The organism is Halovibrio variabilis, assembly GCF_007991175.1.
In the GTDB taxonomy this organism is placed as follows: Bacteria; Pseudomonadota; Gammaproteobacteria; order Pseudomonadales; family Halomonadaceae; genus Vreelandella; species Vreelandella variabilis.
Genome location: NZ_BJXV01000009.1, coordinates 144889 through 168478, shown reverse-complemented (window position 1 = coordinate 168478; position 23590 = coordinate 144889). Strand labels below are relative to the sequence as shown.

The 23590-nt window shown below is 58.0% G+C and carries 25 protein-coding genes; 12 read left to right on the top strand and 13 right to left on the bottom strand.

Annotated elements, in window-relative coordinates:
• Positions 1-71 precede the first annotated feature (71 nt).
• From ftsY to rpoH, 4 genes are all read left to right on the top strand, one after another.
• Positions 72-1295: a signal recognition particle-docking protein FtsY gene (gene ftsY, locus HVA01_RS09020; RefSeq protein WP_146874981.1), complete on the top strand. Its 1224-nt coding sequence runs from the start codon at positions 72-74 to the stop codon at positions 1293-1295.
• Positions 1292-1960: a cell division ATP-binding protein FtsE gene (ftsE, locus tag HVA01_RS09015; RefSeq protein WP_146874980.1), complete on the top strand. Its 669-nt coding sequence runs from the start codon at positions 1292-1294 to the stop codon at positions 1958-1960. Before ftsY ends, ftsE begins: the two co-directional genes overlap by 4 nt.
• Complete coding sequence (gene ftsX / locus HVA01_RS09010; protein WP_146874979.1) at positions 1957-3000, top strand: permease-like cell division protein FtsX; 1044 nt, start codon at positions 1957-1959, stop codon at positions 2998-3000. The genes ftsE and ftsX overlap by 4 nt, the downstream gene beginning before the upstream one ends.
• Positions 3001-3198: 198 nt before the next feature.
• Positions 3199-4065 carry an RNA polymerase sigma factor RpoH gene (gene rpoH, locus HVA01_RS09005; protein WP_146874978.1) on the top strand — a complete coding sequence of 289 codons (867 nt, stop codon included), beginning with the start codon at positions 3199-3201 and terminating at the stop codon, positions 4063-4065.
• A 103-nt stretch (positions 4066-4168) separates the two neighbouring features.
• On the opposite strand, the gene slmA is transcribed toward rpoH, so the two are convergent.
• From slmA to coaBC, 5 genes are all read right to left on the bottom strand, one after another.
• Complete coding sequence (gene slmA, locus HVA01_RS09000; RefSeq protein WP_146874977.1) at positions 4169-4777, bottom strand: nucleoid occlusion factor SlmA; 609 nt, start codon at positions 4775-4777, stop codon at positions 4169-4171.
• Positions 4778-4796: 19 nt separating this feature from the next.
• On the bottom strand, positions 4797-5696 hold the full coding sequence (argB, locus tag HVA01_RS08995; RefSeq protein WP_146874976.1) for an acetylglutamate kinase: 900 nt from the start codon (positions 5694-5696) through the stop codon (positions 4797-4799).
• Positions 5697-5803: 107 nt separating this feature from the next.
• The gene (locus HVA01_RS08990; RefSeq protein ID WP_146874975.1) at positions 5804-7189 is read right to left on the bottom strand and encodes a phosphomannomutase/phosphoglucomutase; all 1386 of its coding nucleotides are present in this window, start codon (positions 7187-7189) and stop codon (positions 5804-5806) included.
• Positions 7190-7237: 48 nt separating this feature from the next.
• Positions 7238-7696: a dUTP diphosphatase gene (gene dut, locus HVA01_RS08985; RefSeq protein WP_146874974.1), complete on the bottom strand. Its 459-nt coding sequence runs from the start codon at positions 7694-7696 to the stop codon at positions 7238-7240.
• Positions 7693-9024 carry a bifunctional phosphopantothenoylcysteine decarboxylase/phosphopantothenate--cysteine ligase CoaBC gene (coaBC, locus tag HVA01_RS08980; protein WP_146874973.1) on the bottom strand — a complete coding sequence of 444 codons (1332 nt, stop codon included), beginning with the start codon at positions 9022-9024 and terminating at the stop codon, positions 7693-7695. Before coaBC ends, dut begins: the two co-directional genes overlap by 4 nt.
• 173 nt (positions 9025-9197) lie before the next feature.
• Between coaBC and radC the strand changes: the two genes are divergently transcribed.
• The 7 genes from radC to ald all read left to right on the top strand — a co-directional run bounded on the left by radC (position 9198) and on the right by ald (position 14671).
• The gene (gene radC / locus HVA01_RS08975; protein WP_146874972.1) at positions 9198-9872 is read left to right on the top strand and encodes a RadC family protein; all 675 of its coding nucleotides are present in this window, start codon (positions 9198-9200) and stop codon (positions 9870-9872) included.
• Between the two features lie 269 nt (positions 9873-10141).
• Positions 10142-10378 (top strand): 50S ribosomal protein L28, encoded by a 237-nt coding sequence (gene rpmB / locus HVA01_RS08970; protein WP_146874971.1) that lies wholly within the window; start codon positions 10142-10144, stop codon positions 10376-10378.
• A 53-nt stretch (positions 10379-10431) separates the two neighbouring features.
• Entirely contained in the window at positions 10432-10587 is a 156-nt protein-coding gene (rpmG, locus tag HVA01_RS08965; RefSeq protein WP_096282193.1) for a 50S ribosomal protein L33, read from the top strand.
• 199 nt (positions 10588-10786) lie between these two features.
• A complete protein-coding gene (gene mutM, locus HVA01_RS08960; RefSeq protein WP_146874970.1) occupies positions 10787-11626 on the top strand; it encodes a bifunctional DNA-formamidopyrimidine glycosylase/DNA-(apurinic or apyrimidinic site) lyase in 840 nt (279 codons plus the stop codon).
• A 58-nt stretch (positions 11627-11684) separates the two neighbouring features.
• Complete coding sequence (locus tag HVA01_RS08955) at positions 11685-12875, top strand: class I SAM-dependent rRNA methyltransferase (protein ID WP_146874969.1); 1191 nt, start codon at positions 11685-11687, stop codon at positions 12873-12875.
• Positions 12876-12944: 69 nt separating this feature from the next.
• Entirely contained in the window at positions 12945-13379 is a 435-nt protein-coding gene (locus tag HVA01_RS08950) for an acyl-CoA thioesterase (protein WP_146874968.1), read from the top strand.
• Positions 13380-13552: 173 nt separating this feature from the next.
• Entirely contained in the window at positions 13553-14671 is a 1119-nt protein-coding gene (gene ald, locus HVA01_RS08945) for an alanine dehydrogenase (protein ID WP_146874967.1), read from the top strand.
• Positions 14672-14698: 27 nt separating this feature from the next.
• On the opposite strand, the gene HVA01_RS08940 is transcribed toward ald, so the two are convergent.
• A complete protein-coding gene (locus tag HVA01_RS08940) occupies positions 14699-14947 on the bottom strand; it encodes a SlyX family protein (protein WP_146874966.1) in 249 nt (82 codons plus the stop codon).
• 112 nt (positions 14948-15059) lie between these two features.
• Here HVA01_RS08940 and HVA01_RS17765 point away from each other — a divergent pair, with 112 nt between their 5' ends.
• Positions 15060-15608 (top strand): cold-shock protein, encoded by a 549-nt coding sequence (locus tag HVA01_RS17765; protein ID WP_146874965.1) that lies wholly within the window; start codon positions 15060-15062, stop codon positions 15606-15608.
• 85 nt (positions 15609-15693) lie between these two features.
• Here the strand turns inward: HVA01_RS17765 and HVA01_RS08930 are convergent, their stop codons facing one another.
• From HVA01_RS08930 to map, 7 genes are all read right to left on the bottom strand, one after another.
• A complete protein-coding gene (locus HVA01_RS08930) occupies positions 15694-16083 on the bottom strand; it encodes a hypothetical protein (RefSeq protein WP_146874964.1) in 390 nt (129 codons plus the stop codon).
• Positions 16080-17252, bottom strand: coding sequence for a succinyl-diaminopimelate desuccinylase (gene dapE, locus HVA01_RS08925; protein ID WP_146874963.1), 1173 nt, complete (start codon positions 17250-17252; stop codon positions 16080-16082). Before dapE ends, HVA01_RS08930 begins: the two co-directional genes overlap by 4 nt.
• Positions 17239-18264, bottom strand: a complete 1026-nt coding sequence (gene dapD / locus HVA01_RS08920) for a 2,3,4,5-tetrahydropyridine-2,6-dicarboxylate N-succinyltransferase (protein ID WP_146874962.1) — start codon at positions 18262-18264, stop codon at positions 17239-17241. Before dapD ends, dapE begins: the two co-directional genes overlap by 14 nt.
• A gap of 41 nt (positions 18265-18305) precedes the next feature.
• Positions 18306-18647, bottom strand: coding sequence for a Spx/MgsR family RNA polymerase-binding regulatory protein (locus HVA01_RS08915; protein WP_146874961.1), 342 nt, complete (start codon positions 18645-18647; stop codon positions 18306-18308).
• A 41-nt stretch (positions 18648-18688) separates the two neighbouring features.
• Positions 18689-19885 (bottom strand): succinyldiaminopimelate transaminase, encoded by a 1197-nt coding sequence (dapC, locus tag HVA01_RS08910; protein ID WP_146874960.1) that lies wholly within the window; start codon positions 19883-19885, stop codon positions 18689-18691.
• Between the two features lie 90 nt (positions 19886-19975).
• Positions 19976-22651 carry a [protein-PII] uridylyltransferase gene (locus tag HVA01_RS08905; protein WP_146874959.1) on the bottom strand — a complete coding sequence of 892 codons (2676 nt, stop codon included), beginning with the start codon at positions 22649-22651 and terminating at the stop codon, positions 19976-19978.
• The gene (map, locus tag HVA01_RS08900) at positions 22651-23442 is read right to left on the bottom strand and encodes a type I methionyl aminopeptidase (protein ID WP_146874958.1); all 792 of its coding nucleotides are present in this window, start codon (positions 23440-23442) and stop codon (positions 22651-22653) included. Before map ends, HVA01_RS08905 begins: the two co-directional genes overlap by 1 nt.
• Between the last annotated feature and the right edge of the window lie 148 nt (positions 23443-23590).

Here is a 23590-nt window from a genome sequence, read left to right as displayed (position 1 = left end):
TGCTTATCCAAAGTCTTGGGTGACGGTGTTAGCATAACCCTAATGTTCACTATTTATGCCGGATAACTCTCATGTTTCGTTTTTTTAAGCGTAAAGATAAGCACGACCCTAAGCAGGCGCCCCAAGAGGACGATGCGCGTCTTGACGAGCCGCGTTCACAAGAACCGCCTCAAGAACCGTCTCAAGAGCGAGCCGACGAAGGGGGCGTTGAGGCACCCGACGCTACTACTGACGCCGTTGCAGAGCATCCAAAGGCGCCGGATACTTTACCAGAGCCGACGTCCACGCCAGAGCCGACGCCTGCCCTGCAAGAAAAGCCGGTCGCTAAGCAAAGCGAGCAGCCAGGTGAACAAAAGGGCTGGTTTGCGCGTATCAAATCTGGCCTGGGCAAAACCCGCGCCAATCTAACCGACGGCATCGCCGACCTGTTTTTGGGCAAAAAACAGATCGACGATGAGCTGCTGGAAGACCTGGAAACGCAACTGCTGATGGCCGATGTAGGCATCGACGCCACTACCGAGATTATTGGCCGCCTGGAAGCCCGCGTGTCGCGCAAAGAGCTGAATAATCCCGAGGCGCTCTATCGCGGCCTGCAAGAAGAGTTAACCACCATGCTGGGGCCGGTCGCCAAGCCGCTTGTACTCGACAAACAGGGTAGTGGTCCGTTTGTTATTTTAGTCGTGGGCGTCAATGGCGTGGGTAAAACCACTACCATCGGCAAGCTCACCCAGCGTTTTCAGCGCGAAGGTAAAAGCGTGATGTTGGCCGCCGGTGACACTTTCCGTGCTGCCGCCGTCGAGCAGCTCCAGGTGTGGGGCGACCGCAACAACGTGCCGGTCATCGCCCAGCACACCGGCGCAGACAGCGCCTCGGTCATTTACGATGCGGTCGCGGCCGCCACTGCGCGCGGAGTGGATGTGCTGATCGCTGATACCGCCGGGCGTCTGCATAATAAAAGCCACCTGATGGAAGAGCTCAAAAAAGTCCATCGGGTAATGCAGAAATTGGATAAAACCGCACCTCACGAAGTGATGCTGATACTGGATGCCGGCACCGGGCAAAACGCTATTTCTCAAGCCAGCACCTTTAACGACGCCGTACCGGTTAGCGGCATCACCTTGACCAAGCTGGATGGTACCGCCAAAGGCGGGATTATTTTTGCGCTGGCCAAGCAACTGGAAACGCCGATTCGCTTTATTGGCGTCGGCGAGGGGCTCGACGATCTGCGCCCCTTCGAGGCGGATGATTTTGTCCATGCGCTGTTTGATCGCCAAGGCGATGATGCCAGCGCATGATCGCCTTTGAGCACGTAGGTAAACGCTACGGCGGTCGCTTTGAAGCGCTGGCGCACCTCAGTTTTCGCGTTGCCCGTGGGGAAATGGTGTTTCTCACCGGCCACTCCGGGGCCGGCAAGAGCTCGCTTTTGCGCTTGATTATGCGCCTTGAAAAGCCCAGCCGAGGGCGAGTGGTGGTGGCCGGGCACGATATCGCTCAGCTGCATGCCAGCCAAGTGCCGTTCTATCGGCGCCAAATTGGTGTGGTCTTTCAGGATCATCAGCTGCTTTTTGACCGCAACATTTTTCATAATGTCTCACTGCCGCTGGAAATCCAGGGGGTTGAACCCCGCGAAGCCGCTCGCCGCGTGCGCGCTGCTTTGGATAAGGTAGGGCTGCTGCATCGTGAAAAGGCCCTGCCCATCGAGCTCTCTGGTGGCGAACAGCAGCGGGTGGGCATTGCCAGGGCAGTGGTCAACAAACCAGCGTTACTGCTCGCGGACGAGCCCACCGGCAACCTTGATCCCCAGCTTTCGGCGGATATCATGGCGCTGTTTGAGGATTTTAATCGGATTGGTACCACGGTGATGGTGGCTAGCCACGACTTGGCGCTGATTGCACGCCTGCACCACCGCACTCTGCGCTTAAGCGATGGCCGCCTAGTCGCCGACGAGGGGGGCGTATGAAGTCATCCGCGACGTCAAAGCGCCGGCAGGGAGCCGCGTTAAAAACGTCCCGCCAAGCCGCCACCAAACCCGCCGACGATAAAACCCCACGGCGCGGTGCCCGGTCGCAGCAAACGCGCTTTTCCAGCCGCCTGCGCGCCTGGGGGCGCCACCACCGCAGCATGGCGTGGGACAGTTTTCAGCGCTTAGTGCGCTATCCGCTGGGTAATCTGCTGACCATGCTGGCGATTGCGATCGCACTGGTGCTGCCAGCGGCGCTGTGGCTAACCTTGGATAGCGCGCGCCTGCTGGATGCGGAGCTTGATGAAAGCGCCACGCTTACGGTCTACCTCGCCTTGAGCACCGATGACGCCCAGGCGCTACGCATCGAAGAGGCGGTTAACGCTGAACCCAGTGTGCTCGAAACCCAGATGATCAGCGCCGAGCAGGGCATGGCCGAGTTCCAGCAGTCGTTGGGACTCGATGATGCCTTAGCGGGTCTGGAGAGTAATCCGTTGCCGATCAGTATTGTGGTGCGTCCTGAAAGCGTTGAGCCCGCCGCGATGCAGCAATTGGCCAGCCAGCTGGAAGCGCTTGCTGGCGTCGATGAGGTGCGCCTTGATTTAGCCTGGGTGGAACGGCTTAGAAACCTCGCCGAGCTTGGGCGTCGCGTCGCCCTGGCGTTGGGTGTGCTGTTTGGTTTAGGGGTGCTGCTGGTGGTCGGCAATACCATCCGCCTATCGGTGGAAAGCCGCCGCCGGGAAATTGAAGTGGTCATGCTTATCGGCGCTACGCATGCGTTTGTCAGGCGGCCTTTCCTGTACAGCGGCGCTTGGTACGGCTTGGGTGGCGGGCTATTAGCGTTGGGTTTATTAGGCTTAGGCAACCATTGGCTGTCGTTGCCGGTCGCCGCGCTAGCCGCAAGCTATGGCGCCAGTTTTTCATTGCCTCAACTCGACGTGACAGGCTCTACAATTCTGCTATCTTGCAGTACACTGTTAGGGTGGTTGGGTGCTTGGTTGGCGGTGACTCGCCACCTTTCAAGCATTCGACCACAATGATTTCGCCCACATTGATCTAGTTGGGGCGTATTATGTTATGTGGTTGCATCCACCTATTAACGTGACCAACCCATGATCAATGCGGCGCCACATGAACCTTATCCAGATGATCAGGTCTTAGGTGCAGTTTATCAATAATAGTCTATTTTACAGCGTGCTACGTCAACCATCATGGGTTACAGGGGAGACCATATGCAAATGAGCACTAGTCTTCTACCAGTGGGGCAACTTTCACCAGGTGGCGACCTGGGCGGTTATACCCGTGCGGTCAATAGCATTCCGGTATTAACAGCCGATGAAGAGCGTGACCTTGCCTATAGTCTTTACGATGAGGGCGACCTTGAAGCCGCGCGGCGTTTGGTGCTGTCGCATTTGCGCTTTGTGGTACATATTGCGCGCAGCTATTCAGGCTATGGGTTACCCCAGGCAGATTTGATTCAAGAGGGTAACGTTGGCTTGATGAAAGCCGTCAAGCGTTTCGATCCGAATCAGGGCGTTCGCTTGGTCTCTTTTGCCGTGCACTGGATCAAAGCGGAAATTCACGAGTTTGTGCTGCGCAACTGGCGGATTGTCAAAATCGCCACCACCAAAGCCCAGCGCAAGCTGTTCTTTAATCTACGCGGGGCGAAAAAACGCTTGGCGTGGTTGAACAACGACGAAGTGGACGCCATCGCCAAAGATCTCGACGTCAAGCCCGAGATCGTGCGTGATATGGAAGGGCGCTTGTCATCTTATGACGCAGGCTATGATGCCCCGGCAGGCGACGATGAAGAGAGTACCTATCAAGCGCCGGTGCACTTCCTGGACGACGCGGCTTCAGACCCTGCTACGCAGCTTGAAGATAGCAACTTCGAGGAAGACTCAACGCGGCGTTTACAGCTTGCCCTGGAAGGGCTTGATGATCGTTCTCGGGACATTCTGCAGCGCCGTTGGCTGGCGGACAGCAAGGAAACGCTGCACGATCTGGCCGATGTTTACGGGGTCAGCGCGGAACGTATCCGTCAGCTTGAAAAAAATGCCATGAAAAAGTTGCGTCAGAAAATGGGCGAGGCGATGGTGGCTTAAAGTCAGCATTTGTCGCTTTGAAAGCATTAAAAAACCGGCCCTTGTAAAAGGAGCCGGTTTTTTTATTGCCCGATTTTTTATCGCTAAGCTGGGTAGCGTTGGCTTACGCTGGCTGGGCCGTGGCGCGCAGTAAGTGGGCAGACAACAGCGACCACTGATCTTCCCAGTGTTCGGTGGGCAGGCGCTTAAAGTCGCTGCGCACATACTGGGAAATGCGTCCCTCCGCTTGGGTGCTCAGCAAATTGGCGGCGGCGGCGGCAGGAATAGTCGGGCGCAGGCCTTCACGCAACTCGGCTTCCCGCAGTATCTGTTTGAGCTGCATTTCCAGGCGTTCAAACAGCTGGTTAACCCGCTGGCGCAGCCGGGCGGTTTCGCCAGTGAGTACGTCGCCGCCCATAATGCGGGCCAGCCCCGGGTTTTTTTCGGCAAAGCCCAGCAGCAGCGCTAAAATGGTGCCGCAGCGGGTGGTGGCGTCGGGAACATCTTCTAAGATGCGCGTGATGCGGGCAAAAATGCTCTCTTCGATAAAGTCGATCAGCCCTTCAAACATTCGCGCTTTACTGGGGAAGTGGCGGTAGAGAGCTGCTTCTGAAACGCCGACCTGGCGGGCCAGGGCGGCGGTGGTAATACGCTTGCCACTGTCTTCCTCAAGCATTAATGCCAATGCCTGGAGAATCTGCTCGCGGCGGCGAGGTTTTTGATCTTCGCTCATAATGTGGCCTCCGTCGCGGTTAGCTCGCGTCCTTGATTTGAGTACCTACCCCAGCGTTGGTGAAAATTTCCAGCAATACCGCGTGGGGGACTCGGCCATCAATAATGTGCGAGCTATTCACGCCGCCCTTCACCGCATCCAGTGCGCAGCGGATTTTGGGTAGCATGCCGCCATAAATCGTGCCATCGGCGATCAGTTCGTCCACTTGAGCGGTGCTTAAACCGGTGAGGACTTCGCCTTCGGTGTTCATTAAACCGGCCACATTGGTGAGCAGCATCAGCTTCTCTGCATTGAGCGCTTCGGCGATTTTGCCCGCTACCAGGTCAGCATTGATATTGTAGCTGTGCCCAGCGGCATCGACGCCAATCGGTGCAATTACCGGGATAAAGTCGCGTGCCGCCAGCATCTCGATCAGTTCGGTTGAGATCGACTCTACTTCGCCCACATGGCCAATATCGATAATCTCGGGCGCCTTCATTTCAGGGCTTTGATGCTCGACCTTGAGCTGGCGGGCACGAATTTGCGAGCCATCTTTTCCGGTCAGGCCAATCGCCTTGCCGCCGCTTTGATTAATCAGGTTGACGATGCTTTTGTTGACCAAGCCGCCCAGCACCATCTCGACCACGTCCATGGTTTGCGAGTCGGTGACCCGCATGCCGTTAACGAAGCGCGACTCAATGTTGAGCTTTTTGAGCAAATCGCCGATCTGTGGCCCGCCGCCGTGTACCACGACCGGATTGATGCCGACTTCTTTCATCAGCACGATATCGCGGGCAAAGGAGTCAATCAGGGTGCTTTCGGTCATGGCGTTACCGCCGTATTTGACCACTACGGTTTTGCCGGAGAACTGCTGAATATACGGGAGCGCTTCGGAAAGCACCTCCACAACGACCTGGGGGTCGCGACTGGCTGAACTCATTAGGTTGTCCCTTGAAGCGTTATTATGCTGCTAACGTTGATGCTGATTGTGTGGTTCGGGCCGCGCTTTCTAGGTGGGCGCGATCCCTTTAGCGCCTGGCTGTCTATTTAGCCGGGTAGTTCAATGTCAGGCGCAGCGCGTTTTAACGCGTTATAAAAAACCGTTTGGATGCGTGAAAGTGCGGCCTCGTCTTTGCCTTCAAAGCGCATGACCAGTGCTGGTGTGGTGTTAGAAGCGCGACATAACCCCCAGCCATCCACATAGTCGACGCGAATGCCGTCTAAGGTCGTTTTGATACCTTCGCCGAAGTCGCCCTCGCGGGCAAGCTTATCTACCAGAGAAAACTTGTTAGCGTCGGTAACCGCGATGTTAATTTCCGGTGTGCCGACGTCTTGGGGAAAGCGGGCAAAAAACGTATTCGCGTCGTCGGTTTGGTTAGCCAGGATCTCTACGAGCCGGGCGGCGGCATAGAGCCCGTCGTCGAAACCATACCAGCGCTCTTTAAAAAAGATATGCCCGCTCATCTCACCACCAAGCTGAGCGCCGGTTTCCTTCATACGCGCTTTGATCAGCGAGTGCCCGGTACGCCACATTTCAGGCTCCCCGCCTGCCTCGCTGATGACTTTAGCCAGATTGCCGGTGCACTTAACATCAAAAATCACTTTGGCACCGGGCTGGCGCGCGAGCATATCGGCGGCAAAGACCATCAGCAAATGATCAGAATAAATTAGCTTGCCATTGGGGGTAACAACGCCTAAACGGTCACCGTCCCCATCAAAGGCAAGGCCAATATCCGCACCGATCTCCGCTACCTTGCGAATTAGGTCTTGAACATTCTCCAGTTTGCCAGGATCGGGGTGGTGATGGGGAAAATGCCCATCGATCTCGGCAAACAGTGGAATGGTGTCGACCCCCAGGCGGGCCAGCAGCTGCGGGCCCAGCTCGCCGGCAACGCCATTGCCGCAGTCAACCACGGCTCTGATCGGCCGGCTAACGGTAACGTCGCCTAAAATGCGCGCTAAATAGCGTTCACGGACATCCTGCTGGGTGATACTGCCATGGCCATCCGCTAGGTTACCGGACTGAATGCGCTCGAAAAGGCCAGTAATCGCATCGCCGGAAAGCGTGTCGCCGTTAAGCACGATTTTGAAGCCGTTATAGTCGGGCGGGTTATGGCTACCGGTGACCATCACGCCGGATTGGGTGCCCGGTAAAATATGGGTGGCAAAGTAGAGCACCGGGGTGGGCACCATGCCGATGTCGATCACATCACACCCGGCGGCGTTCAGGCCACGCATTAGCGCTGCTTGCAGCCGAGCGCCGGAAAGGCGGCCGTCGCGGGCCACCACTACATGGGATTCGCCCTGAGCGGTGGCTTCAGAGCCAACGGCGCGGCCGATCATTGCTACCGTCTCTTCAGTGAGGGTGTCGTCAACAATGCCGCGAATGTCGTAGGCGCGAAAAATCGACGCGGGTACGCTTTGTGCGTTCATAAGGCTTCCCAGCTAAGCTTTCCAGTTCAAAATATGCGTTGCCAAGCGTTACTGGCTTCCGGTGCTGCCAAACCCACCGCTGCCACGTAAGGAGTCTTCAAATGCGTCTACTAGTGAGAGTTCAGCCTGCACCACCGGCACAAGCACGTACTGTGCCAGCCGGTCGAAGGGCGCCAGCGTAAACGTGCTCTGACCGCGGTTCCAGACCGAAATCATCAGTTCGCCCTGGTAATCAGAGTCGATTAAACCCACTAAATTGCCCAGTACAATGCCGTGCTTATGGCCCAAACCGGAGCGCGGCAGAATCATGCCCGCCAAGCCGGGGTCTTCAATATAGATGGCAATGCCGGTGCGTACGAGCTGGCATTCGCCGGGGGCCAAGGTTAACGGCTCATCCAGCAGGGCGCGTAGGTCCATGCCCGCCGAGCCTTGGGTTGCATAGTGGGGTAAATAATCGTTCAGGCGCTCATCCAGCAGTTTGCACTGCAGCCGGGGGTGGGCACTCATGAGGACTCTCCAGAATTTTTCGTAGGGGCTTTTTCAAGGGCTGTTTCAGGTGCTGTGTTCAGCAGCGCGAGCGCTTGGCGAACAACGGTCGCGGCGAGCTGGTGTTTGGACTGTGGTGGCTCGGCTTGGCTTTCAACGCCTTGGGGAGTTCGCCAGAGTAGCCATGCGGCGTTTTGGTCGCTGCCAAAGCCCAGGCCCGCCTGGGAGACGTCGTTGGCGACGATCATATCGAGCCCTTTGCGCTGTAATTTATCGCGTGCGTAGTGCTCAATTTCCTGGGTCTCAGCGGCAAAGCCGACCACCAGGGGACGCTGCTCGGCAGGTAGCGCCGCAATGCTGGCGATAATATCGGGGGTTTTAATTAACGTCAGGGTGAGTGTGTCGCTGTCCTGCTGTTTTTTGAGTTTGTGCTCAGCGGGGGCCGCCGCGCGATAGTCGGCAACGGCCGCGCAGCCGACAAACAGCGCCGCTTGGGGCGCCAGCCGCTGGGCCTCGGCGTGCATTTGCTCGGCAGATTCGACGTCGACCCGCGTGACACCCTCGGGCGTGGGTAGATTAACCGGACCGCTGATCAGCGTCACCTTGGCCCCTTCGGCCACCGCCGCTGCGGCTAAGGCAAAGCCCATTTTTCCCGAGCTGTGGTTGGAAATATAACGCACGGGATCCAGTGGCTCTCGGGTAGGCCCGGCGGTAATCACAATATGAGGGGCGTTCCCAGGGTGAGCATCGGTAAGAGGCGGGGCAAACAGTGCCGTCACCGCGTTAAAAATTTCCTCAGGCTCGCTCATGCGCCCAGGCCCCACGTCGCCGCAGGCTTGGTCGCCAGCGGCGGGGCCGATCTGTTGCCAGCCGTCACGCTGCAGCTGCGCCACATTGCGCTGGGTGGCGGGATGGCGCCACATGGCTTGGTTCATCGCCGGGGCAATCAGCTTGGGTGCTTCAGAGGCCAGGCAGAGCGTGGTGAGCAGGTCGTCGGCCATGCCGTACACCAAGCGGGCGATTAGGTCGGCGGTGGCTGGGGCAACCAGCACCACATCCGCCCAGCGGGCCAGCTCAATATGTCCCATGCCGGCTTCGGCTTCGGGGTCGAGCAGGGAGGTGCGCACCGGCTCGCCGGAAAGCGCCTGTAGCGTCAGCGGGGTAATAAATGCCTGAGCACCGTCGGTCATCACTACGCGTACTTCGCCGCCCGCCTGCTTGAGCAAGCGCACAATCAACGCGCTTTTATAGGCAGCGATTCCCGCGCTAACACCGAGTAACACCCGTTTGCCCGCTAGCGTCGATGCTGTTGCGAAAGCGTTAGTGGGGGTATCTACAACAGAGGCCATGTCAGTGATCCACATCAGCGTATGTTAGGACGCTTACCATACCATTGGCACCGCCGATTTGGCATGTTGGGGGGTAATAAGGGTAAGCTAGGTTTACTGAGGCTAGTGGTGATAGGCTTGCTTGTGTGCGGCTGGCGTTAATGATCAAGGGTGGGATAGCGGAGGAAAGCGCGATGGGTATCAATCACTGGCCGGCGGGTGAGCGGCCGCGGGAAAAATTATTAAACACCGGCGCTCAGACGCTTTCAGACGCCGAATTGCTGGCAATTTTTTTACGCGTTGGCGTGCAGGGGCGCTCAGCGGTTGATTTGGCGCGTGACTTGCTGAGTAATTTTGGCGGCCTGCGCCAACTGCTCGAGGCAGACCAAGCCAGCTTTTGTGCCGCCCGTGGTTTGGGCAGCGCCAAGTACGCTCAGCTGCAGGCGACACTTGAGCTGTCGCGGCGCCATCTGGCCAGCCAGTTGGCGCGCGGGAATGCGCTGACATCGCCTGCCTTGGTGCGCCATTATTTAAGTTCGCAGCTACGCCATTTAGGGCATGAGGAATTTGCGGTGCTTTTTTTGGATACTCAGCACCGAATTATTCGCTATGAATCGCTGTTTCGCGGTACCCTAGACAGCGCATCTGTTTACCCCCGCGAAGTTGCCAAGCGCGCATTAGAACTTAGCGCTGGCGCCGTTATCCTGGCGCACAACCACCCTTCTGGTGTGGCAGAGCCAAGCGATGCTGATCGTCGTATCACTGAACGTTTAAAAGACGCCCTCGCACTTTTTGAAGTGCGCGTGTTGGATCATTTCGTGGTGGGGGATGGGGAAGTGGTCTCTTTTGCCGAGCGCGGCTGGCTATAAGCAGAATCATCAAAGTGCATGGCACTACGTTGACTAAGCAAAATGAACGAAAGCGCGTTTTTAAGCCGTTTTAGTTGGTTTTTCTTGCTGCTGGTCGGCCACTCTGGTATAAAGTGCCACCTTTAAACTTGGGTTGAATAACGGACTTGGGTAAAGCTTGGCGGTTAGCTGCGTCGACTCCCTCCCTGCTCCGGTTTGCCCGACAGTTTTGAACACTCAGGCTATTAATCCCGGTCAAGTATATCCTGGCCAAGCAGTTGGAGGCTCTCATGTCCAAAGTATGTCAGGTTACCGGTAAGCGTCCGGTAACTGGAAATAACGTTTCACACTCAATGCGTAAGACACGTCGTCGTTTCTTGCCAAACCTGCACACCCATCGCTTTTGGGTTGAGTCTGAAAACCGCTTCGTCAAGCTGCGCGTTTCTACCAAAGGAATGCGCATTATTGATAAAAACGGTATTGACACGGTTTTGGTTGATATTCGTAAGCGCGGCGACGCTATCTAAGCCAGCTTTTTGGGCCAAGCGTTTCGGACCAAGCATTTTGGAAGGGTTAAACCATGCGCGATAAAATCAAGTTGGTGTCTAGTGCCGGTACCGGTCACTTCTACACCACTGATAAGAACAAGCGGAACACCCCGGATAAGTTCGAGTTCAAAAAATTCGACCCGGTCGTCCGTAAGCACGTTATGTACAAGGAAGCCAAGATCAAGTAATCGCTTTTGCGATGATGATCGGCTTTCCCTGCAGGCGAGTGCCTGTTCAAAAACCCGGCCCCAAGCCGGGTTTTTGCATGCATGCCTTTTGTATACTGCATGCGTCATCAAGCGATCTTCACTAGGTTGTCATCACAGGCTGGTACCATGTTTAAAGCTACGTCGTTCAAAGCTATGTCGTCCATAACTACGCCCAAATATGCCTGAACTTCCCGAAGTTGAAACCACCCGGCGCGGAATTGCCCCCTTCCTGGAAGGCCAGGAAATTACCGAGGTGTTGGTGCGTCAGCCACGGCTGCGTGTGCCCGTGCCCGATGACTTAGCCGATCGATTGGTGGGTGCGCGCATTGGTATCTTGAAACGGCGGGCGAAATACCTACAGATTCCTATTCAGCCGCTATCACCGCCGGGTACTGCCAGCGCAACGCTGCTGTGGCACTTGGGTATGTCGGGCAGCCTGCGTATTGCCAGGGTGGGCGATTTGCCTAAAAAACACGACCATGTCGATGTGGTGACCACCAGCGGCTATGTGCTGCGCTACCACGATCCGCGTCGGTTTGGTTTTGTCGATTGGCAGTTAGAGGACGAAGCGCTGGATAAACGCCTTGCCCACCTAGGCCCTGAGCCGCTGTCGGAGGCGTTTAACGGCAAATGGCTCTACACCCTTTCGCGCAATAAGCGGGTGGCGGTCAAACAGTTTCTGATGGATAACCAGGTGGTGGTTGGCGCCGGTAATATTTACGCGGCGGAAGCGCTGTTTATGGCAGGTATTGATCCGCGCCGCGCCGCGGGTAGGGTTTCCCGTGCTCGCTATGACGCCTTGGCCCTGGCGGTCAAAGAGGTGTTGGCGGCGGCGATTACCCAAGGCGGTACCACGCTGCGGGATTTTGTCAGCGGCCAGGGCGAGCCCGGCTACTTTGCCCAGCGCCTGAATGTTTACGGTCGCCACGGCCAGCCTTGTTTGCGCTGTGGCGCTGAGCTTCGTCGCATTACGCTCGGTCAGCGTGCTAGCGTCTTTTGTCCCGGTTGCCAGCGCTAATGGCGACCCAACGTTTTATGTAAGTTGTTTGCTAAGCCTACGTCTTTTGGAGATTGCTGTGACCCAACGCCTGCGCCTAAATAAAAATGCCGATCGTCGTCTTAAAGAGGGGCATCTTTGGATCTACTCCAACGAGGTGGATATCAAGGAGACGCCGCTAAAAAACTTTACCGCAGGCGAAACCGCTCTGGTAGAAGCCTCCAATGGCAAAGTGATGGCCGTCGCGTACGTGAACCCCCATTCGTTAATTGCCGCGCGCGTCATGTCACGCGACCCGGAAATGCGCTTGGACCGTTCGCTGTTTGTACACCGCTTTAATCAGGCGTTAGCCTTGCGTCAGCGCCTTTATGCGCAGCCGTTCTACCGTTTGATTCATGGCGAAGGCGATCTGTTGCCAGGTTTGGTGATCGATCGTTTTGGCGATGTGGTGGTGGTGCAGCTTAATACCGCGGGTATGCAAACGCTGGCCGAAGAGATTGTGGATGCGTTAGACAAAGTCCTCAAGCCGGAAGTGATTGTTTTCCGCAACGATACCGGCGGTCGCCGTCAGGAAGGCCTGGAAGCCAACGTTGAAGTCATCAAAGGCACGCTGCCTGACGAAGTGGTGCTCGAAGAGAACGGCGCCCGCTTTGTGGTGCCGGTGCTTAATGGTCAGAAAACCGGCTGGTTCTTTGACCACCGCGTTAACCGCGAATGGGTTAATCAGCATGTGGAAGGTAAGCGCGTGCTGGATGTATTCAGCTACGTAGGCGGCTGGGGGGTGCAGGCGGCCGTCCATGGCGCGAAAGAGGTGCTGTGTTTGGACTCTTCAGGCCCGGCGCTAGACCAGGTGGCACGCAACGCCGCGCTGAACGGCGTACAGGAGAAGGTGGCGGTTAGCGAGGGAGATGCGTTTGAAGCCTTGGCGGCATTGAAGTTGGACGGCGAGGAGTTTGACGTGGTGATTCTTGATCCGCCCGCGTTTATCAAAAAACGCAAGGATATCCCCAACGGCGAGCGCGCCTATGCCCGCTTGAACCGTGAGGCTATGCGCTTGTTAGGACGCGATGGCCTGTTAATGTCGGCGTCGTGCTCCATGCACCTGGCGCCAGAGCGGCTAATGGAGGTGGTACGCGGTGCGGTGCGCCATCAGGACCGCCATGGCCAGGTGATTTTCCAGGGTCATCAAGGCCCTGACCACCCGGTGCATCCGGCCATCCCCGAAACGTCTTACTTGAAAGCGCTCGGTGTCCGTGTGTTCCGCGATTAAACCGCATAAGGCGGTCGGGCATTGGGTTAAACAGTTAAACAGCTTAGTGCAACAACGGGGAGTAACGACATGGCGTGGGCACTGCCAGACCCCTTCGTGATCGATATCCGCGTGGCCGATGAGGCCATTGATGCATACCGGCACGTCAACAACAGCGAGTACCTGCGCTGGGTTGAGCAGAGTAGCTGGGCCCACTCTGAAGCGCTTGGGCTGACGCTGGAGCGCTACCGGCAGCTCGACCGCGCCATGGTGGTTCACCGCCATGAGCTGGATTACCTCGCGCCTGCCTTTGCAGGCGACGAGCTACAGCTGGCGACCTGGATCGTCGAGTGCGATGGGCGGTTCAGCCTGACGCGTCGTTTTCAGCTCGTCCGCGTTAAAGACGCAAAAACGCTGCTGCAGGCCCGCACCCGCTTTGCCTGCGTGGCGCTCTCAACCGGTCGGCCTAAACGCTTGCCCGAGGAGTATCGGCGCATTTACGGCGGCGTGGTTATTGAGGAATGACCTGGAATGAAGTGGATTTTTTCGTGCAAAACCGGCAATCACTGGATTTTTCTCCTAAAAAACGCCTTAACCGGCGTTTTTTTTGTTTTGTGTTTCCGGGGTGGTGGTCACCGTCAGCTGTGCTGTAATTTGCGTACAAGACCATTGACCCTTAACAGCACAGGAATCAGCTAATGAAAGTCGCCGTTCCCAAAGAAATTAAAAATCACGAATACCGGGTAGCATTAACGCCTACCGGCGCACGGGAACTCACCGGGCGTGGTCACCAGGTGAGCGTTCAAGCGGGTGCCGGTGAAGGCGCAGGTTTTACCGATGCTGATTTCCAGGCTGCCGGCGCCCAGATAGAAGCCGATGTAGACACGCTGTGGCGCAACGCGGAGCTGATCCTCAAGGTGAAAGAACCGCAGCCGGACGAAGTGGCGCGCCTGAACCCGCAGCACACCCTGTTCACCTACCTGCACCTTGCCGCCGAAGAGCCCCTTACCCGTGGGCTAATGGAAAGCGGTGCGACCTGTATCGCCTATGAAACCATTACCGACGCCCGCGGCGGCTTGCCGCTACTGGCGCCGATGAGCACCGTGGCAGGGCGCATGGCGGTGCAGGCGGGTGCCCATAGCCTGGAAAAAGCCCAGGGCGGTGCAGGGGTGCTGCTGCCCGGCGTGCCCGGCGTGGCGCCGGGTAAGGTCACCGTCATCGGGGGTGGTGTTGTGGGCGAAAATGCTGCCCGTATGGCGCTGGGGTTAGGCGCAGAGGTGACTATTCTGGATAAATCCCTGGCGCGGCTGGAGGTGCTGGATGACCGCTACCAGGGACGTATCAAAACGGTGTATTCCACCGCCGATGCGTTGGAAACGGCCGCCCGTGAGTCGGATATGATTATTGGCGCGGTGCTGGTGCCCGGCGCTGCCGCGCCAAAATTGATCACCCGCCGCATGCTGGCCGATATGCAGCCCGGCAGCGTGCTGGTCGATGTGGCGATCGATCAGGGCGGCTGTTTTGAAACCAGCAAGCCTACCACCCACGCGGCGCCGACCTATATCGTTGATGGGGTGGTGCACTACTGCGTTGCCAATATGCCCGGCGCGGTTGCGCGGACGTCTACCCAGGGGCTGACTAACGCCACGCTGCCCTTTGTGCTCGCCCTGGCGGATAAAGGTTGGCAGCAGGCATTACGCGATGACCCGCATTTCCTGCCGGGCCTGAACGTGCACGCAGGTCAAGTGACCTACCTGGCCGTGGCCGAAGCGTTTGGGCTGGAAAGTATCGATCCCGCCAGTGTTGTGGCAAGCTAGCCGAGCCTCAAAGAGGCAAGCGTAAACTTAATAATGCGGCGGAATATCATCCTCAGGGCGCTGGTCGCTCTGGGGTTCGCTTGCTTGGAGTGCTTGATGCTGCTCGCGCAGGCGTTCGCGCATCATCCCGCTAAGCTGCTCAAGTTTTTCCAGACGGCGTTCCTGTTGAACCACCGCTTGGTCTAAGGTGTCCAGCCAGTGTTCCTGGTGGGCTAAGCGGCTCTCTAACGATTCAAAACGTTGAGCCAGCTCAGCAGGCGATAAGTCGTCGGTCATGATAACATTGCAACCTTATGTAGTAGTATGCCAGTGCTATTGGGAATGGGCCTGATAGCGCAGGTATTGTCCTTCGTCTGTTACCCATACAACAAGAGAGCCTTTTTTTTCTATGAACCCAAAAGTTGTGTTTCGCTGTTTCTTAATCAGTGTATTACTGTCCGCCCCCACGCCACTTTTGCTGGCGGGGATTGTTCATTTAACCGATAGTGCCCTCGCCGAGCTGTGGTTGACCGAGTTAGCCATCAGCGGTGTTAGCGGTGTCTATATTGCAGTTGCGTTTGGTAGTTTTATTGTTTTGTGGATTGGCACCTTGGCCGCGGCGGCTTTGGCACCACCGATGGTGGTAGCGGCGGAGGTTGCTGCGCGGCCTAAGCCTGCCGCGCGCCAGCCTCAAGCTGCAGCGGCTCCTTTGGACGACGATGAGGAAGAAGATATCATCGATCCCAACGATGGCCGTGAAGAGGGTGAAGTAAAGTGGTTTAACACCAACAAAGGTTACGGTTTTATTACCCGCGACAATGGCGAGGATGTGTTTGTCCATTTTCGCGCCATTCGTGGCCGTGGCCCGCGTATGTTGGCTGAAGGCCAAATCGTGCGTTACCACGTGATTAAAAATGAGCGTGGTTTGCAGGCCGACGATGTCAGTATTATTGAGTAAGTTTAAATAAAGTAACAGACAACGACCCCGTCTCGGCGGGGTCGTTGTCGTTTTAGGGTCGTCATTGTTGAGCGAGCAGCAGCGGTCAGCGACCTGAGTCCGGCCACTCAATCGCGCCTTCTTTGCCGCCGGGCAGCACTTGCCAGAAGCGGTCCGGGTCATCGCCCGGGTTCCAGCCGCCTAACGAGCAGCGCACCTCGGTTTGCAACGCCTCGGCGGCCTGCTGGGCGCAGTCCTGGTCGGTCAGCCAGGGGGTATGGTTGCTGTTAAACCATAGGCTGGCAAAGCCATCGGCGGCTTTATCGACCAGCAATACCGGCACGCAGTCACCCTGGTATTGGCCGCGGGTTTGCCATTGGCCTTTGCCTACGGGGCTGAGCGGCGGCGCTCGCAGCGCGTTTTTCAGCCACTCGTTGAGCGTCTCCAGTGAGACGTTGGCCAGGTAAATCTCGATATCGGGGTACCGCTCCATCATAGCTTTACCTCGCCGGAGGTGAGCAGCGCTTGCAGCGTTGCCTCGTACATCCGGCTTAAGTCGTCCAGGTCGCTGGCGCGTACGCGTTCATTGACCTTGTGGATGGTGTCGTTGCGCGGGCCTAGCTCGACCACTTGAGTGCCCAGGGTGGCAATAAAGCGACCATCCGAGGTGCCGCCGCTAGTGGAGAGCGCTGGCCGCTGGCCGGTTACCGTTTCAACGCCTTTGATAGCAGCATCGACAAGCGCGCCTTCTGCGGTTAAAAACGGTTCACCGTTGAGCGTCCAGTCTACCTGATACTCCAGTCCATGCTGGTCGAGAATAGCCTCCGCGCGCGCTTTGAGCTGATCAGCGGTCACCTCGGTGGAGAAGCGAAAGTTAACCACCGCTTCCACGTCGCCGGGAATCACATTGGTGGCGCCGGTGCCTGCGCGCAGGTTAGAGATTTGAAAGCTGGTGGCGGGGAAAAAGGCATTGCCCGCATCCCAGTGCTCGTTGACGAGGGCATCCAGCGCTGGCATGGCCTGATGGATCGGGTTGCGGGCCAAATGTGGGTAGGCCACGTGGCCTTGTACGCCCTTAATATGCAGGGTGCCGCCCAGCGAGCCGCGGCGACCATTTTTGATCATATCGCCCAGCCGGTCGGTAGATGAGGGCTCGCCGACAATGCAGTAATCAAGGCGCTCGTTGCGCTCGCGCAGATGCTCGACCACGGCGCGGGTGCCATCGACCGCCGGGCCTTCTTCATCGGAGGTGATCAAAAAGGCGATACGCCCATCGTGGTCCGGGTGCTTGGCCACAAAGCGCTCAACGGCGGTCAACATTGAGGCAAGGCTGCCCTTCATGTCCGCCGCGCCGCGCCCGCACAGCATACCTTCATCATCAATGCAGGGCTCGAACGGCGGGTACTGCCAGTTGATATACGGGCCGCAGGGCACCACGTCGGTGTGCCCCGCAAAGGCCACCACCGGGCCGTGATGGCCGCGTATGGCCCAGAAGTTCTTTACGTCGCCAAACGGTAGCCGCTCAATATGAAAACCCAGCGCGGCTAAGCGCTCGATCATCAGCTCCTGGCAGCCTTCGTCGTCTGGCGTTACCGAGGCCCGGCTGAGCAGTTCAAAGGCGAGCTTGAGCGTCGGCGACAGTGCTTCTGGCTCAGTTGTGGGCATGCAGCGCCTCGTTCAGGGCGATAGCGCTCTTGTTGGTCAAGCACTCAATGCGACCATTCTGCGAGTTGCGGCGCCACAGCTGGTCGTCTTGGCCAGCCAGCTCGCGGGCGGCAACGGTGCTTACTTCCTGGCCCTGGTCATCCAGCAGCGTCACTTTGGCGCCGGCGGTGATATACAGGCCAGCTTCTACCGTGCAGCGGTCGCCCAGCGGAATGCCGATGCCCGCGTTGGCGCCGATTAAGCAGCCTTCACCGACCTTGATGACGATATTGCCGCCGCCGGAGAGGGTGCCCATGGTGGAACCGCCGCCGCCCAAGTCTGAGCCTTTGCCGATCATTACGCCCGCCGAGATGCGGCCTTCGATCATACCGGGGCCTTCGGCACCTGCATTGAAGTTGACGAAGCCTTCGTGCATCACGGTAGTGCCTTCGCCCAGGTAAGCGCCCAAACGTACGCGAGCGGTATCGCCAATGCGAATGCCGGTAGGTACCACGTAGTCGGTCATTTTGGGGAATTTATCCACGCAGTCGACCGACAGCGCGCGGCCTGCCATGCGGGCCTTCAGGCGACGTGCAGGCAGTTCTTCAATATCGATCGCGCCTTCGTTGGTCCAGGCAATATTGCGCAGCAGGCCAAACATGCCGGTGAGATCAAGGCCGTGCGGTTTGACTAAACGGTGCGACAGCAAATGCAGTTTTAAATACACCTCTGGCGCAGTGTGTGGTGGTTGGTCGGTGTCCAGAAACATCGCGACCAGCGGGCGCTGGCTGGCAGAAAGCGCTTCGGCAAGTGCCGCCTGGTCAGCGTGCCCGGCGGCTTCCAGTGCTTTTGCCAGGCGGGTGCAGTCTTCTGGCAAAAAACTGATGGCGGCATTGCCTTGGGGCGCATCCAGCGCCTGTTGGGCAGCCTCCACCAGGCTTGCTGTCGGATTGAGTAGCGGTGACGGGTAGTAAATTTCCAGCCAGTCGCCCTGGGTGTTTTGGGTGCCAATTCCAAGCGCAAAGCTCAGCATAAGAGGTTGTCCTGTCGTGAATAAGTGGGTGGTAGTGATTATCAGCTCAGTTTGTCGTAATCGCCGTCGCGGTAGCCGACTAAAATGGTGCCATCGTTCCTTTCTAGCAAGGGGCGCTTGAGTAGCGTGGGGTATTTTAGGATGAGTTGGCGTGCCGAATTGGCGTCGTAATCTTTGTCTTCGTCGGAAAGCGCGCGCCACGTTGTGCTGCGTTTGTTAATGGCCTTGACCAGCGGCACGCGATGTAAAATATGTTCCAGCAGGGCAGCGGAAAGGCCGTCTTTGCGCAGGTCGTGGGTCTTATACAGCAGCGCTTTCTCATCCAGGGCTTGGCGCGCTTTGCGGCAGGTATCGCAGTTATTGATGATATACAGCGTCAGCATACGAGCTCCATGGGATGTTAAATAAGTAAACAGCCAATCAATTAACCGCGCTCTATAAGATGACGAATGCGTTGGGCGGCTTCCAGCGTGGGTGCCAGCTCAGCCACTAGCGCTAAGCGTAAACGGCCTGTGCCGGGGTTAATGCCGTTTGCACCCGTGCGGCCCATTAGGCTGCCGGGCAGTACGCTAACGTGCTGCTCGGCAAACAGTCGCTGGGTGAAGGCTATATCGTCTCCACCGGGTACCGCCGGCCATAGATAAAAGCTGGCCTGAGGCGCGGGGAAATCCATGACCGGGGCAAGTACATCGGTCACCGCGCTAAATTTTTCGCGGTAGGCGTCGCGGTTGGCGCGCACATGCTGCTCATCCTGCCAGGCGGCGATAGAGGCGTGCTGCAGCGGCAGCGACATGGCGCAGCCGTGGTAAGTGCGAAAGCGCTTAAACGGCGTTAGCAAGGCCGCATCGCCTGCCACAAAGCCTGAACGCAGCCCCGGCAGGTTGGAGCGCTTGGAGAGCGAGTGAAACACCACGCAGCGGCGGTAGTCATCGCGGCCCAGCTCGGCGCAGGCTTGTAAGAGCCCCGGCGGCGGGTTGGTTTCGTCCAGGTACAGCTCTGAATAGCATTCGTCCGAGGCAATAATAAAATCGTGTTCGTCGGCGAGCGCGATGAGCTGTTTAAACTCATCAAGCGGGGTGACCGCCCCGGTGGGGTTGCCCGGCGAGCAGATAAACACGATCTGCACATCGCGCCACGTCGCGGCGGGCACCGCGCTAATGTCGGGACGAAAAGCGTTGTCGGCGGGGCAGTCTAAATACAGTGGCTCGCCACCCGCCAGCAGCGTCGCGCCTTCGTAAATTTGATAAAACGGATTGGGCACCGCGACTTTCGCCGGGCGGGTGCGATCCAGCGCTGCCTGCACAAAGGCAAAAATCGCTTCCCGCGTGCCGTTGACCGGGACCACCTGCTGCTCGGCATCCAGCCCCTGTAGTTGAAAGCGCTGAGTGGCCCAGCTAGAGATGGCTTCGCGGAGCGCAGGCAGGCCATTGGTCGCTGGGTAGCGGGCCATTTCCAGTTGGTGCGTCACCAGCGCTTCAAGCGCCGCGGGGTAGGGCGCGTGTTGAGGTTCGCCGATGGTCAGCGAGATAGGCGCGATCCCGGTTGGCGGAGTGAGCGCTGCCTTGAGCGCGGCCAGCTTTTCAAACGGGTAGGGATGCAGGGCGTCAAGATCGGGATTCATGGCGTGTCCGTTGATGGCTGGCTGGCGTAAACCGGCGATTATAAGCAAGCCCCGGTGTAGGCTCAAACCTAACCGGGGCTGGGGAGAGGCTTAAACCCCCAATACGTCAATCAAGCGTTCGCGCAGTTGCTGCTGGCGTTCGGGGTCGAGGAGCGGTTCGCCTGCCTTGGTGGTGATGAAAAACACGTCTTCGACGCGCTCGCCGAGAGTGGCGATTTTTGCCGCGGAGAGTGAGATATCCTGCTCCATAAAGATACGCCCTACCCGGGCCAGTAGGCCGGGGCGGTCGGGGGCGGTGAGTTCCAGCAGGGTGCGCTCATTGGCCGGATCCTGCTCAATCAGCACTTCGGTGGAGACCTTGAAGTGTTTGAGCTGGCGTGGCGTATGGCGCGTGACGATAGTGGGATAGTCGTCCGGGTCATCGAGCTCTTCGACCAGGTGCTGGCGCATCTCTTCAATGTGACCTGGATCCCGGATCGGCTGACCGTGGCTGTCGAGGACGATAAACGTATTCAGCGTCCAATCGTTGTGGGAAGTAGCGATGCGCGCATCGTGAATCGAAAGTCCCAGCTGCTCCATGGCAGCGGCGGTGGCGGCAAACAGGTCGTCAACCGAGCGGGTGTGAATAAACACCTTGGTGCCACCTTCGGACATGTCAGCAGTCGGCGCGCTGATCAGCACCAGCGGTAGCGGCGACTGGTTGTGATTGAGAATGCCCTGGGTTTGCCAGACGATTTCGCTGGGTGCGTACTGCAGAAAGTAGTCTTCCCCGAGAGATTCCCACAGCTGGTCGATCTGCGCCCGATTAACGCCGATGGTTTGCAGCAGCGAACGGGCTTCGGTGCGGGTTTCGCGCACCCAGTCGTCGCGATCCGGTGGGTTGTTCAGGCCGCGGCGCAGGGCGCGTTTGGTCTCGGCGTGAAGCTGACGCAGCAGTGTCGCCCGCCAGCCGTTCCACAGCGTGGGGTTGGTGGCATTGATGTCGGCGACGGTAAGCACGTACAGGTAGTCCAGGCGGGTTTCGTTACGCACGATCAGGGCAAAGTCGCGAATCACGTCAGGGTCGCTGATATCGCGCTTTTGTGCGGTCATCGACATCAGCAGGTGGTGTTCCACCAGCCAGCTGACCAGATTGGTATCGTGGGCCGAGACGTTATGGCGCTGGCAAAACTGTTCAACGTCGCGGGCACCGATTTCCGAGTGATCGCCACCGCGGCCCTTGCCGATGTCGTGAAACAGCCCGGCAATCCAGAGTAAGTCGAGCGTGGGCAGCTGCTGCATCAGGGCCACCGCCACCGGGAAGTCGCTCTTCGCTTCCGGTTTGCGGAAATTGTGCAGAAATTTAAGCAGCAGCAGGGTGTGGGCATCAACGGTGTAGATATGAAACAGGTCGTGCTGCATCAAGCCGACGGCGCGGCCAAACTCGGGCAGGTATTTGCCTAGAATGCCGTAACGGTTCATGCGCCGAAGCTGGCGCGGCACATTGCCGGGCGCGCGCATAATGGCCATAAACAGCCGCTGATGGCGTGGGTCATCGCGGTAGTGGTCGTCAATCTGGTGGCGATGGTCACGAATCAGGCGGATGGTGTCGGCGCGCACGCCTTCAATTTCGGGGTGCTTGGCCATCAGTAGAAATAGCTCCAGCATCGCCGCCGGGCGTTCGCGGAACAGGGTTCGCGAGCGCACTTGGATATAGCCGCCCTTGGTTTCAAAACGCTCGTTCAGCTGGACGGTTTCCAGCGCCTCTTTGCCGCGCAGAATGACTTCGTCAAAATGCTGCAGCAGCATATCGTTCAGGCCCGCGAGCGCGGTGACCTGACGGTAGTAGCGTTTCATAAACTGCTCGACCGCCAAGCGCTCCGGCGTATCGCGAAAGCCAAACATCTCGGCAAGGGTGCGCTGGTGGTCAAACAGCAGGCGGTCTTCGGCGCGGTCGGTGAGCATGTGCAGGGCGTAGCGCACCTGCCACAAGAACGCCTGGCCCTGGCTTAGAATGCGCAGTTCGGCATCGTTCATAAAGCCGTTGGCGACGATGTCGGTGTACTGCTCGGTACCGAAATGGCGCTTGGCGACCCAGCCAATCATTTGGATATCGCGCAGCCCGCCGGGGGAGCTTTTGATGTTGGGCTCTAGGTGGTACTCGGAGTTGTTGTAGCGGTAGTGGCGGGTGATTTGCTCCTGCCATTTGGCTTCAAAGAAACGGTCGGCGGGCCAAATGTGCGCGGCGCTTAATCGCTCGCGCATGGCGTCGCGCAGGCTTTCGGGCCCGGCGATCAAGCGCGATTCGAGTAGGTTGGTAATTACCGTGACGTCGGCTTCGGCTTCTCGTTCGCAGTCGTTGAGCGAGCGTACGCTATGGCCGATTTCCAGGCCAATATCCCACAGAAAGGTGATAAAGGCGGTCAGCGGCTCGCGGTAGGCGGTGTCATCGTCGTGCTCGAGCAGCAATAGCAGATCGATATCCGAGTGGGGGTGGAGCTCCCCCCGACCATAGCCGCCCACGGCCACCAGGGCGATGCCGTCATCAGGCCACTCATGCTGCGCCCAGGCGATCGCCAGCAGCTGGTCCATGTACCAGGCGCGGCCGCGCACCAGATCACGAATATCCGCCCCGGCGCGAAACTGCTCGTCCAGGCGTGCTTGAAGTTCGCGCAGGGCGGTTTTAAACGGGGCGACCGGGGAGCGCGAACCGGCAAGCTCGGTGCGGAAGGTGTCCAGGTCGTAAAGCGAGGTGTCCGGTTCAAACCGGTGGTGATGTAATAGCATCAGCTAGTCAAAAAACTGAAGTCTTCATCGCTGCGCGCGGTCAGCACGTCAACGCCTTCGTCGGTCACTAGTAGGGTGTGTTCCCATTGCGCCGAGAGGCTGCGGTCCTTGGTGACGGCGGTCCAGCCATCGCGCAACACCTTGGTTCTATAGCCACCGACGTTGATCATGGGTTCGATGGTAAAGCACATGCCCGCGGCGAGCTTGATGTCGGCATCCGGTGCGTAGCCGTCGTAGTGCAAAAACTGCGGCTCTTCGTGAAAATCAGCGCCGATGCCGTGGCCGCAGAAGTCGCGCACGACCGAGTAGCCATGCTCTTCGGCGTGCTTTTGAATCACCTGGGCAAGCTCCGAAAGGCGTACGCCGGGTTTGATCCATTCAATGCTTTTATACAGGCACTCCTGGGTGATGCGGCAGAGGCGTTCGCCCTGAATAGTCTCACCCACCACGAACATCACGCTGGAGTCGCCGTGGTAGCCATCGCGGGTTTTAACGGTGATATCTAAATTCATGATATCGCCTTTTTTGAGATTTTTGGCGTCGTCCGGGATGCCGTGGCATACCACATGGTTGAGCGAGGTGCAGGTCGCTTTAGGAAAACCGTGGTAGTTCAAGGGCGCCGGCGTCGAGCCCAACTCTCTAACAATGTAGTCGTGGCAAAGACGGTCGATTTCCCCTGTGCTGATGCCGGCCTGCACGAGCGGCGTGATCATTTCGATGACGCTGGCCGCCTGGCGCCCGGCTTCGCGCATGTGTTCGATTTCAGAAGGCGTCTTGATAGGAACGTTCATGAATACTCGATATGAATTCAAAATGGAAAATAGAATGGCGCAATTAAGACCGTCAAACCGGGTGCGACTTCATCTTGGCAATGATCTATGGTATAAAGCCGCGCGCTTTCCTGCAATCGTGATTCCGAGCTTCTTTGTTGGCTGGGTA